This is a genomic window from Rothia amarae (assembly GCF_042677725.1).
Classification (GTDB): domain Bacteria; phylum Actinomycetota; class Actinomycetes; order Actinomycetales; family Micrococcaceae; genus Rothia; species Rothia amarae.
Window position 1 is genome coordinate 32,723 of record NZ_JBHUCN010000002.1, and the last position, 12,167, is coordinate 44,889.

General features: G+C 54.2%; 8 protein-coding genes. 4 read left to right on the forward strand and 4 right to left on the reverse strand.

Translation table 11 applies throughout. From position 1 onward, the window contains the following. Positions 1-46 precede the first annotated feature (46 nt). Both ACFR81_RS00405 and ACFR81_RS00410 read left to right on the forward strand, forming a co-directional pair. A complete protein-coding gene (locus ACFR81_RS00405; protein WP_343875831.1) occupies positions 47-397 on the forward strand; it encodes an ArsR/SmtB family transcription factor in 351 nt (116 codons plus the stop codon). A gap of 110 nt (positions 398-507) precedes the next feature. Continuing rightward, on the forward strand, positions 508-1,053 hold the full coding sequence (locus ACFR81_RS00410) for a DUF4870 domain-containing protein (RefSeq protein WP_190617304.1): 546 nt from the start codon (positions 508-510) through the stop codon (positions 1,051-1,053). A gap of 154 nt (positions 1,054-1,207) precedes the next feature. On the opposite strand, the gene ACFR81_RS00415 is transcribed toward ACFR81_RS00410, so the two are convergent. Beyond that, positions 1,208-5,107 (reverse strand): S8 family serine peptidase, encoded by a 3,900-nt coding sequence (locus tag ACFR81_RS00415; protein ID WP_343875834.1) that lies wholly within the window; start codon positions 5,105-5,107, stop codon positions 1,208-1,210. Positions 5,108-5,733: 626 nt separating this feature from the next. Here ACFR81_RS00415 and ACFR81_RS00420 point away from each other — a divergent pair. Then, positions 5,734-7,023, forward strand: a complete 1,290-nt coding sequence (locus ACFR81_RS00420) for an adenylosuccinate synthase (protein ID WP_343875836.1) — start codon at positions 5,734-5,736, stop codon at positions 7,021-7,023. 148 nt (positions 7,024-7,171) lie between these two features. Here the strand turns inward: ACFR81_RS00420 and ACFR81_RS00425 are convergent, their stop codons facing one another. After that, a complete protein-coding gene (locus ACFR81_RS00425) occupies positions 7,172-7,381 on the reverse strand; it encodes a hypothetical protein (RefSeq protein ID WP_343875838.1) in 210 nt (69 codons plus the stop codon). A gap of 117 nt (positions 7,382-7,498) precedes the next feature. Between ACFR81_RS00425 and ACFR81_RS00430 the strand changes: the two genes are divergently transcribed. Next, complete coding sequence (locus ACFR81_RS00430; protein ID WP_343875840.1) at positions 7,499-9,853, forward strand: polysaccharide pyruvyl transferase family protein; 2,355 nt, start codon at positions 7,499-7,501, stop codon at positions 9,851-9,853. 43 nt (positions 9,854-9,896) lie between these two features. Here ACFR81_RS00430 and ACFR81_RS00435 read toward each other — a convergent pair whose 3' ends face one another. Then, complete coding sequence (locus tag ACFR81_RS00435) at positions 9,897-10,871, reverse strand: glycosyltransferase family 2 protein (RefSeq protein ID WP_343875842.1); 975 nt, start codon at positions 10,869-10,871, stop codon at positions 9,897-9,899. 60 nt (positions 10,872-10,931) lie between these two features. Further along, positions 10,932-12,128 (reverse strand): MFS transporter, encoded by a 1,197-nt coding sequence (locus tag ACFR81_RS00440; RefSeq protein ID WP_343875844.1) that lies wholly within the window; start codon positions 12,126-12,128, stop codon positions 10,932-10,934. Positions 12,129-12,167: the final 39 nt, after the last annotated feature.

Genomic DNA, 12,167 nt, shown 5'->3' on the forward strand with positions numbered 1-12,167 from the left:
AAAGAGTATTTCGAATTTGAGGCATCTGTCAAGGTATCGTAGATGCATGGATTTGAATCTGCCTCTTGCCGAAGTTTCTGTCACTTCAGATTGTTGCTCCCTAGCCACCGAAGTGCTCTCTACTCACGATGCTCTGCGCTACGCCGAAATTTTCAAGCTCCTAGGCGACGCCGGCCGCCTCCGTATCCTCTCACTCATCGCCCGCGAAGGATGCGCACCTATCACCACTACCGATCTAGTGAGCGAACTTGACCTTTCGCAGCCCACTATCAGCCATCACCTTAAAAAGCTGACCGAAGCGGGACTACTCACCCGCCAACAATCCGGTCGCAAAGCGTACTACACGATAGTTCCCAATCTTTTTGTCCAGCTACGCACCGTATTAGAGCTGGGATAGCCCTCCTCCGGCAGGGGGATATTTTATGTAATTTCAAAAGTTTTAATGAAGTCGCAGCGGTGTCCTCTATACAGTAGAAGAAACACTCACCCGCTGAATCAAGGACGGCAATGTCTCAATATCCCGATACCCCCAACAACGACTTCAACAACCAAAACCCCCAGCAGCCATCTGGCTACCCCCAACAGCAGCCGCACCAGCAGTACGGTCAGCAATACGGCAACCAGCAGGGTTTTCAACAAGGCTTCCAACAACCTCATGATTTTGATGCCTACGGCAACCCTATTGCCCCCGATGCCAAAACGATGTCATTGCTTTCCCACCTGTCATCGCTCATTCTGAACATCGTCACCGCCAGCACGCTGAGCTTTCTTGGACCCCTCGTCTTCTGGTTCATTTTCAAAGACAAACCCGGTCATAAGTTCACAGCGGCGAACTCGGCACGCGCATTCAACTTCAATTTCACCCTCTGGCTGGCGAACCTCGTCGGATGGGCAATCCTGATTTTCACGCTGACTCTAGGCGCTCCCATTTCCCTGTTGATTTGGGGCGCAACGACCGTCCTCATGTTTATTTTCCACATCATCGGCGCGGTGCGTGCCAATCGTGGCGAGGTGTATGACTACCCCATGCAGATTAGAATCCTCAAAGACTAAAACGAGTTCAAAAAGTTTGGTCAATTTTTAGGCGTTTTGGGCTTCAAAACGATTCAAAATTGACCAAAGTTCAGAACTCTCGCATGAAAAAACCCGCTGCCCCGAAGATGATTCGGGGCAGCGGGTTTCTTGCCAGTGAAATATTTAGCTCAACTTAGTGCTGAACATTCTTGTCATAACGATAGATGAACGCAGCCATCGCATCGCGGTGAATAGGAGAAACCGGGCGGAACGTGCCGTCGTCCCAACCGTTGGTCACACCGACCGACGCCAGCCAAGAAACTTCTTTATAGAACTGGCTGTTGACGGGGACGTCGGAGAATCGTGCCTTGCTCGGTGCGGTGTACTCCGGTGAGCCAGCCATGCGGTAGAAGAACGCCGCCATGGCATCACGGTTCACGTCATCTTGCGGGCGGAACGTACCGTCGGCAAAGCCGGTGGTGATTCCCTGTTCCTTCATCCACGCGATTTCTTTGTAGAACGGGTGGGTAGTAGGAACATCCTTGAAAGGAGAGACAGCCGGCGCGGTGTAAGCAGGTGAACCAGCTAGGCGGTAGAAGAAAGCCGCCATGGCTCCTCGCTGAACATTCTCCTGGGGGCGGAACGTACCATCGGGGTATCCGGTAGTAATTCCCTTGGTAGCCAACCAGGCGATTTCGTTGTAGAACGGGTAGTCCGCAGGTACATCGGTGAAGCGCGGGTTAGTAACCGGCTTGGTGGGCTGAGAAGGAGTAGCTGCCGCTAGTTCAACAACCTGAGACCTGCCGCCGTCTTCACCCTTCTTGATTCCAGCAAGATCGCCGGTACCGTTGTGCATATGCAGGAACAGCGCAGCAGCGTCCTTGGAGGAGTCACGGTGAATCTTGAGCTTGGTTGCCGCTGAATCCTTATACAGGACGTCGGTGGCAGGCTCAGCGCCGTCAAACCAGACAGCGGGCTTGAGGGGGTTGTACTTAATCCAGTCGGTGGAGTCGGTTGCGCCGTCCACATACCAAGAGTAAGTGTCTACCTTGTAGCTGACCTTATCCGCGTTATCAGCGGTGATACCCAAGTCAGCAAGCAACACCGGCAGCACCATGGTGTTGGAGTCCATGAGGTTGGTATCGATATCTCCCAGCGCACCATTGATGGGTTGCATGGATAGCACGGTAGGTTCACCGTTGACGAATCCACGTAGAACCGCCAAAGGCATATCGAAGCCCTCCACACGGTCTACGGTGAGGAAAAAGTCGGGGCGCTGGTTGGCGTCGACGTCAATAGAAACCTCGGTGGCATAAGCCCAGCTCAACACATCCCAGTTAGCCCAGGTGGAGATGCCGAAGCCGAGCATGGCATCAGAAGTATCTTTCCCTGCGGCAGCAAGTATCGGTGCGTCAGAGCTTGCACCAACATACTGCAAGTCAATTTGCTGCAGTGAAGGGATGGGTAGCGAGGTGCTCTTCATGCGATCACTCTTAGCACCCAGTTCAAAAGCACCGAGCATACCGGTATAACCGCCCTGGTTGAGTTCGGTTCCGCTGAGAGTTACCGGCGCGGTAGTACCGTTCTTTGCCAGTTCAGCGGCATCAACCTTGGCGCTCATATCGGAAACAGGCTTAGGAGCAATCTGCACAGGAACTCGCAGTTCGGTTTTAGCCTCAGTCAGCTTGATGCGTCCAGATTCCTGAGCGATAAACTGGCGCGCCTGATTCAGCTGTATAAGCTCCAGGGCGGGGTCTGCAGTCTTTTGAAGGGCCGAAGGGTCAACGGTGGCGGTAACGGTAAATTCAGCCTTCTTACCGACTCCCACAGAAACCATGGGGTCAACGGTAATGCTCACACCGGGCATCATGACCGACGAATCGTAGGAAAGATTATAGGTGTGCGCCGCTGAATCGAAGTTATCCACGGTGAACTTGCGCTTGAGCACGAGCTGAGGATCGCCAGGCTTTGCTTCTACAACGCCGAAGGAGTCAGAAACCTCATTGGGGTTATCGGTGTTGTACACCAAAACATTGGTATTAACAGCAGCCTGTGCATCGATGCGGCCGGTGCCCACACGGTCCACAGCATAGGTTGCACCATCTGCAGTTTTGACGTCGTGGGTTGCGGTATTCATAATCGCTGCCTTGATATTGGCAGGTGAGTAGTTCTGATGCGCCTGCAAAACCAGAGCGGCAACGCCAGCTACGTGAGGGGTGGACATGGAGGTACCGGTCATTACGGTTCCTCCGTTGCCCTTGCCTACACCAGCGGACATGATGTTCGTGCCGGGGGCGGCGACGTCGGGCTTAACAAAGCCGTTGGAGCCGTGCTGACCGCGAGCAGACGACGAGTTGAGGGTATCCAAAGCGTTAGTGGGCTTGGAGACTGATTCAATCCATTCGTTCTTCAAGGTAATGTCGAAAGTTCCACCGTTTTCGGTCGCTTTTCGAACCTTGGCGGAGTCTTCGGCGTTGAGGCGAGTACCGGGGATGGTCTCATTACCGGCAATGCCGCCGTCTTCCATCATCACGTTAGAGGTAAGGACGACGCCCTTGCCGCCCGCTGCTTCAATGTTGTCGAAACGCTTTTTGGAACCGCAGGGGAAGGATCCGGGGCCGTCATACCAGTCAATCAGAACCCATTTGCCGCCGAAATCAGTGCCAGCGGGGAATGCTTCACAGGCGTACTTGTTTTCTTCAGGAGCCGCCACCACAGTGCCCGAAAGCTGTTTGTCTGATGCTGCCGCGTAGTTGAAGTCGCGGGAATAATCACCGGTGACCCTACCCTTGATGGATTCGGGAGCGGTAATCTCTGCCTGGTCAACAAAGTAGTTTGAGCCAATCGAGTTAGCCACGGTTAGAGCCGAGACAGTATTCGCCGGGTTACCCAGGTTGGAGTAAGTATCTCCCACACCGCCGTAGCCGTTGGCGTTACCTGCAGCGATAACCGAGAGAATGCCCTGACGGTTCAGAGCGTTGACAATGTCATTTTCAGGGTCATCAATCGGTCCGAAATCAGAACCCAGCGAAAGGTTCACGATGTTCGCGCGGTCTGAAAAATCGCCGTCGCCGTTAGGATCCAGCGTGCGGTCTAGTGCTTCACCGGTCACGTTGGTGGTGCCTTCGCATCCGAAGACGCGCATGCTGATGAGCTCTGCTTGCGGTGCCGAACCGGGGCCAATCTTCATTTTCTTGACATCTTCAGCAGAGAGCTTGGTGTAATCGCCACGGAATGTTTTTCCGTTTTCGTCCACACCAAAACCTGCAGCAGAACCAGCCACGTGCGTACCGTGACCACCTTCGCGGCAGTCAAGGGGGTTAGAGTCAGGCTGAGGAATCTCGCTACCGAACTCGCCACCTGCGTCATAATTATCGCCAGCGAAATCGTAGCCACCTATAAATTTAGCGGGGTCATAAAGGCCTGATTCCTTGGAAGGAATATCAGTAGAAGACTTGGCTTTCTCGTAACCTTCTTGAGTGCCGGGGCCACCAAAATCAGCGTGCGTGTAATCCAAGCCAGAATCCACCACAGCGATGCGGACACCCTTGCCGGTTCTACCCGCATTGGTCCAGCTGGCAAGAGCAGCGGTATCAACATCGGTAGCAGCGTTAAAGCGTTCTTTAGGTACGATCCGCGAAATTTTGACGACGTCCGAGCGCTTCGCCAGATTACGCAATGCCTCGGCGTCGGCAGTCAGTGCCACACCGCGCAATGCATTATGGGCAGTGTAAAGAACCTGCCCGTTGGTCTCCGAAGCAACTGAAGCAGCCTTACCCTCAACATCTGCCTGAACAGCTTTAACCGCAGCCACAGCCTTAACCGGATCCTGCTGCCCAGTGCGCACGCCCGATGGCTGAGTCGCCTCAAAGGCACCGGGGCCCCTGAACTGGACGAACGAAGAAACAGTGCCTTCTGCATTGCGCATTGACGCTGTCAGCGTTTTATCGCGATGCGCCGACGAGCCCTGATACATATCAGGGTCAGTCGCCGCATACGCAGGTGCGCCCAGCGAAAAAGCTAGCGCAATACCGAGCGAGCCAGCCAAAACAGCCTTGCCCGCCCGGTGCGGAAAATAATGAAATTTTGTCATAAAGGGTTCCTTGTACAGTGTGAAAACCGTGGAGTGTGTAACCACAGAACCCTCTAGAAATGCGAGTGCTATAACGATTTCTGGGGGAGAAATCAGAATAAGGATTTGCTTCCAAAGGGAGGAATTAGCTTTGTGTCGCCAGAACGCTCCAGCTCAAACATTGCTCGCTTCGCTTCACAAAACTTGCAAGTCGTGTTCGACGGCACACGCTATACCCCAGCCTTGAGATAAGCCCTAAGTCCGGCATTCACAACCCATCAAAAATGTATCTGACTAGTGTAAATACCGACTTTTATGCCCCATACTACGTTTTACTGGGGCAATGTGTGAAACTATTACAACCCACAACCCCCCAAAATGTGGCTTGAGACACAGTAAATTTCTAATATTTCTGCTTATTACCCTTGCCGACGCTGCGCGGGGCAGGAGTGCACCAAAGCAGCCAGTCAAACGAGCCATTCCAGAACCAACAAGGTTTGGTGCCGTCCAGTATTTTGAATAGCACTGTGCCACACCTAACCAGACAGGGTATTCTTGAACTTGGTGTTTTTTGCCTAAATTAGCCAAAACCCACCGCACCTCCGTGGAATCCGGCAGGTGTACGCGCTCATAAGGAGTAAATTTTCATGCCAGCGATTGTGATTGTCGGAGCCCAGTGGGGCGACGAAGGAAAAGGAAAAGCAACTGACCTCCTCGGCGGTCGAGTTGACTACGTCGTCAAACCTAACGGTGGCAACAACGCCGGTCACACCGTCGTCGTCAACGGTCAGAAGTTCGAGCTCAAGCTACTTCCCGCTGGCATCCTCTCCCCTAACGCGGTGCCCGTTATTGGCAACGGCGTGGTAGTGAACCCCGAAGCCCTCTTTGAAGAAATTGACGGCTTGGAAGCGCGCGGGGCGGATACCTCAAAACTTAAAATTTCAGCTAACGCTCACCTGGTGGCCCCTTACCACCAGACCATGGATAAGGTCACCGAACGCTTTCTCGGCAAGCGCGCCATCGGCACTACCGGGCGCGGCATCGGCCCCACTTACCAGGACAAGGTAGCGCGTCTGGGTATTCGTGCTCAGGACATTCTGGATGAGTCCATCCTGCGCCAAAAAGTCGAAGGTTCACTGCGCCAAAAGAACGAACTTTTGGTGAAGGTCTACAACCGCCGCCACGTTGAAGTAGAAGAAATCGTTGAATACTTCATGGGCTTCGCCGAGCGCCTCAAGCCCATGATTGTTGAATCAACCCAGCTTCTCAACAACGCGCTGGACGAGGGTAAAACCTTGTTGATGGAGGGTGGTCAGGCGACCTTCCTCGACGTCGACCACGGTACTTACCCCTTCGTGACGTCGTCGAACCCGACGGCAGGTGGCGCATCCGTTGGTTCGGGTGTTGGTCCGACCCGTATTTCGCGTGTAATCGGTATTCAGAAGGCATACACCACCCGCGTGGGTGCTGGCCCCTTCCCCACTGAGCTCTTTGACGAGATGGGCGAATTTCTGCAGAAGACAGGTGGCGAGTTCGGTGTAAATACTGGGCGTCCGCGCCGTTGCGGTTGGTACGACGCCGTGCTGGCGCGCCAGGCTGTACGCATCAACGGTTTTACCGACTTGTTCATTACCAAGCTGGACGTTCTCACCGGACTGGAGAAGATTCCCGTGTGCGTTGCCTACGATGTGGACGGGGTGCGTCAGGACGAAATGCCCATGACTCAGACCGAGTTCCACCACGCCAAGCCTATCTTTGAGTACTTTGACGGGTGGACCGAGGACATCACCGAGGCAAAGTCGCTGGATGATTTGCCTCAGAACGCGCGTCTCTACGTGGAGAAGCTCGAGGAACTGTCCGGTTGCCGTATTTCAGCAATCGGTGTGGGCCCCGGTCGTGAGCAGACCATCGTGGTACGCGACCTGATCGAAGACTAGACGCGGCGTCCCGGCGTCCCGGCGTCCCGGCGTCCCGGACAAAAATGTGCCTCAAAGGCAAAATTTATACACCCTAGGGTTCATAAATTTTGCTTTGAGGCACAAAACTTTTTAAGGACAGAAAGACGACGGCGCCACCGGCGAATAGCTACTTGTTGGTGCGGAAGGTAACAAGCAGGCTCATCGCCGGACCGATAATCGGTACCAGCAACGAAATAATCAGCAGGAAGATTTTGTGTTCGGGAGCGAGCCATTTGTCGAACCCCACCCGAAAAATCACCGCAAGCAAAAGGACCACATGGATCATTCCGACCACAGTGATGAAGAGTTCCCAGCCCGTAGGTAGTAGAGGATTCATAGTTTCAGTCTAGCCAAAACTATGGGCTGGGTCCGCCCCCTTACCCCTTCGTTCGGATAGGTCAGGTAAAATCACCCGAAGAGCTCATCATGTCACTACTTTGGGGGGAATTTTCACTTGCCACGCATCCTCGTTCTCGCAGATCTAGGCAGAGAAAATTACCATGTAGGCGACGAAGCCATGGGCATCACCGCAGCCACCCAGCTCGTCGACCGCGGTTTTGAGGTCCATATAGGAACCACGGACCTAAAACACTCTGAAAACAATATTGGGGTGGCTCACGGCTATATCCATACCCTAGAATTTCCCAGCTCCCCTGCCGAACGAGAACAATATCTAGAAGAAGTCCGCCAACACCTTCTAGGGCAACCAGCCCGCCCTGAAATAGAAGAATTCACCCAGGCGATGACTGAAATAGATGGCATTCTCATTGCTGGCGGCGGAAACATGAATTCAACCTACGGGTGGTTACTTTACGAGCGAGCCGCCTATGGGCTCATTGCTCAAACCTTCGAGATCCCCCTCGTTATCTCTGGGCAATCGCTTGGCCCTGTGCTCACAGATAAAGACTCCGAGATTCTTCAGGAGTTACTTTCGGCATCCCGCCTGGTAGGCGTAAGAGAAATTAGCTCCTACCAGTGGACTCAAGACCATAATGTTCCTGCTCATCACATGATTGATGACGCCACTTTCTACGTCTCCGAACACAGGCAGCTACCCGGAGAAACAGTCCCGGACCTCCCCGAGCAATATATTTGCGCTACCTTCGTGGGGTTAGATAACGAGCAGATTCAACACTTGGCGAAGGCACTCGATGAAGCCTACAAGGTTCATCATCTTCATACGGTTTTTGTTCCCCACAAGGGCACCCCTGGCAGGAAAGATGAAGACTACCTCGTCCATGCGGCTATCGCCCGCCAGATGAATTCAAAACCAATCGTGCTCCCCATCCTCCATGCTGATGCGGCTGTTTCGATTCACCGCAACGCTTATGTTGCGATAGCTAACAGATACCACCCCGGCGTATTTTCTCTCTCATCAGGCGTCCCATTTATAGGGCTGATTCCAGATGCCTTTACCGATATGCGCCTGAGAGGAATGATGTCCCACTACGGGGCGGAAAACTACACAATCCCTCTCGATTCCGCCGATGCTACCGTCTATTCCTCTGCGCTGAACGAAATAATTCGCTGGCACGACGACATTTCTTCGACCCTTTTTCAGCGAACCTCTCAGCTGCGTTCTTTCTCTGAAGCATGGTGGAACGCCGTAGAACAAGCCCTGACAGGTTCTGCCGACCTACACAACAAACTGCCAGCCCTCGCGCCAGCTGTTTCTTTGACGCCGCAGAGCTGGGCCCCCGTTACTGCGGAACAGCGGAATCGCATCTACCGCCGTTCTTTAGAAATCGCACAAGGCTACGCCGACCAAGACCGCGAGCAGTCATGGGAAAGGGACTATCAGAACCGCCGCGACAGGATGGAACCCATCAGCGATGAAATCCGCCGGGCGGTCAAACAGAACCTCACCGATGCTCCCTTGGCGAGCGTCGTCATACCTACCCTCAACGCCGCCGACGTCATAGGGCACCAGCTAGAATGCCTGAGCCGTCAGGTAAATGCCCCCGCTTTTGAAGTCATCATCAGCGATAACGGAAGTACCGATGCGCTGGCTGCGGTAGTTGATGGATTCAGGGACCGGCTCAATGTGCGTATAGTAGATTCCTCAGAAATTCAGAATGTCTCCTACGCCCGCAACGTAGGTATCGAGGACGCGCAAACCGACTTTATTCTTATTTGCGATGCCGACGATTTCGTCTGTGAAGATTGGGTTCGCTCGCTCTACACCACACTCAAAAATCACCCGAATTCTTACGTGCTGGGTCAATACCTCAATGTTGCAGATACCGGGGACTTATCCCTAGAAAACCGGGAAATCTACCAGCTCTTTACCCAGCCCAAATGGCAAAATCTCTTTATCCAGGAACCCAATCCTCACGAAAAAATTGAGGTTCATTTCTTTGTGGGTGGAGCATCTTTCGGTGCCAGAAAACATGATCTTCTTGCGCTGGGAGGATTCGATTCATCCTATAAACGTGGCAGCGACGACTGGGACTTTTGGGCACGAGCCCGCAAAGCGGGTATGCAACAGGTTGAATCCTACGGTGCCGCCGTCCTTTATCGAATTTCGCAGTCTCCCCGCAAGCAATTCCGCAGAAATTATTTCTACGCTCTCAACGATGTACTCGTGACAGTGCGCTACCCCGAACAGGTGCAGAGGGATATTTCCCTGCTCAAACAGGGGTTTGTGTTAGCAAAAACGCCTTACCGGCTCTTCAAATACAAGGACGCGCAGAGTCGCCTCAAGACTTTTTCTGAAGGAGGGTACGCACTAGGGGCGGTGGCTGGTTTCTTGAAATACAAGCTCCTCCGCCAAGTCCCTACACCCCTTCTGATGAAGCGCAGTTCATAACCATACTGCACCAGAGATAAAAACAATTACTGAAGAAGTAATTTTATTTTTCTCTTCGCTGTGCCAACCGCTGTAGTTTAGTGCTGATGGTACGAGCTCGCCCCCGTACGCTTAGCGCCCGTTCAACTCGTTCTAAGCGCGCAGCTTGTTCGCGTTGGGTAGCTTCGATTCGTTCTAACCGATTCAGGACATCGAGGAGCAACTCGTGGCTGTGGTGAACCGCTTCCTGGACCTCATTCGCCAAGTGCGCGTTGTAAAGATAAGGAGCCAGATGCCCGCCTTGGGCGAGGTGCTCCCGAACCGCGTCGCTTCGTACTCGCGCGTCAAAGAATTTGTGTTCTTGCGCCGCCGCGTACACGCTATTGGAGTCGGTTCCAGTAGCGTTCAAACGCTTGGACCAGTGGGCAAGGTTCTCGTGAAGAAACAGAACCTTATGTTTGGAAGCAACGCGCACGTTGAACTCCCAGTCACCGACCACCGGTAGGGTTTCGTTGTAGTAGCCGATTTCATCGAGCAGACGGCGGCGGTAAAGAATGCCAATCGGTACTGCGCGGTTAATGCGGAAGAAATCAACCACGTTCATGCCCTGTAGGTTTTCCCAGAAGGGGCGTGATTCTACGAATTCGAAGCCCGATTCGGTAATTTTTTCGAAGTATTCGTCGGTGCGCACAACCACCATGACGTCGTCGTTCTCTTCCAGCGCCGCCACAGTTTTTTCGAGGAAGGTGGGTTCCCAGAGGTCGTCGTCGTCATGGATTGCGATGAATTCCGATGCACAGGCGCGAATGCCAACATTGGAAGCGGCTTCCATTCCTCGGCTAATCTCGTGGTGGATAACCTGAACGTTTGAAAGCGCAGAGGCCTCAATCAGACGGTCGACGGTAGCAGTGTCCCCGCCGTCATTGACCACAACGGTCTTCACCTGCGGGTAGGTTTGCGCCGCAATATTCGCCAGTGCACGTTCGAGAAAGCGAGGACGATCCTTGGTGCGTACGATGATTGCTACGGAATTCTGCATTCTCTTCTTCCCGGGGGTCGGTTGAGATTTCTTTAAAACTCTATCGTTAAAGAGGGAGGGCTACCTGGGCGAGTGGCGGCGGAATTCGCGAGCATCGCGGGCGCCCATCACGGCAACAGAGACCGCCATTAGTCCCGCCCAGATCCACCATGCGCCGGGGAAACCACCGGCTTGCGCTAGCGCGCCTAACGCTAGCCCGCCCAAGCCAGTGCCCAAATCGAAGTTCGCGTTCCATGCCACAGAAGCGCGGGCGTTATGCGCCGGGCCGGCGTCGTTGAGCGCGCGGACCATCGTCACCGACTGCAAAAAGCCGTAGCCCGCACCGACCAATAGCACGCCAAGCAGAAGCAGTATGGATCGTGTGTTGCCCTCGGCGCCAGCGGCGGAAAACCCAATAAGGACGGCGCCCACCGCAGAAAGAGCCAGAACCGGGGTCATGAGCACTCGGGTACCGAAACGATCCGATAGGGAACCGCCCCAAAAGCGTGTGGGTGCGGCAGTAATCGTCAGAACAAGGAGGGCAATCGAGGCGACGAGCGCGGAGGGGGCAATATCTATAGCGAACGTCATGAACGCCCCGCCCGCTGCGGTAATCAGGGTCAGAGTGAGCAGAGCAGGCCAGATAATACGCAAAACTGAACCGGCACCTGCCCCCTGCTGGGATGCAGAGGCGGGGGCTTGCGCCGTCCGAGCGTCCACCAATTTACCCAGATGCCAGGCGAAGGGCGCGCCCAAAACCGCAATCAAACCCAGGCACAACACCGGGCGAAACCCCAGTACCTCAATGAGCCAAGGAGCAAGAGGAGTAAGAATCATTTGCGGAACGGCAGCAGCTAGACCGTAAAGCCCAACTGCCTGCCCGCGTCGTTCGGCAGGGATTAAAAGAGACAGTGCCATCGAGCCGCACACCGTCACGATACCGAAGCCCACGCCGCGCAAAGCCGAGCTGACTAGTGCTAACGGAAGGTCAGGGGAAATCGCTTGAAGGGGCGAACCCAACCCCATGAAAAGCGTTCCAGCCACCAGAGTCTTTTGCCAACCAAACCGAGCAAGAGCCGGGCGAACCGCGAAAAGTTGCGTAGCAACAGTTACCGCCATCAGCGCCGCCGTCACCGACCCCGCGCCCATCGCTCCGGCACCACCGGAAGCTACCCATGCAGGGGACGCCGGCAACAGCAACGAAAGGCTCGAAATAACCGCCGCGAAGGTAGCGATAATAGAGATCATGCCCGGCATCTGAATAACTTTTTGCTGCACACGCTCTCCTTACGAAACCTTCATAGACACCGGCGCGGC

Excerpts from the sequence above, each read along its gene's own strand:
- ACFR81_RS00405 (WP_343875831.1), top strand. The coding sequence starts at position 47 with ATGGATTTGAATCTGCCTCTTGCCGAAGTTTCTGTCACTTCAGATTGT.
- ACFR81_RS00410 (WP_190617304.1), top strand. The coding sequence starts at position 508 with ATGTCTCAATATCCCGATACCCCCAACAACGACTTCAACAACCAAAAC.
- ACFR81_RS00415 (WP_343875834.1), bottom strand. The coding sequence starts at position 5,107 with ATGACAAAATTTCATTATTTTCCGCACCGGGCGGGCAAGGCTGTTTTG.
- ACFR81_RS00420 (WP_343875836.1), top strand. The coding sequence starts at position 5,734 with ATGCCAGCGATTGTGATTGTCGGAGCCCAGTGGGGCGACGAAGGAAAA.
- ACFR81_RS00425 (WP_343875838.1), bottom strand. The coding sequence starts at position 7,381 with ATGAATCCTCTACTACCTACGGGCTGGGAACTCTTCATCACTGTGGTC.
- ACFR81_RS00435 (WP_343875842.1), bottom strand. The coding sequence starts at position 10,871 with ATGCAGAATTCCGTAGCAATCATCGTACGCACCAAGGATCGTCCTCGC.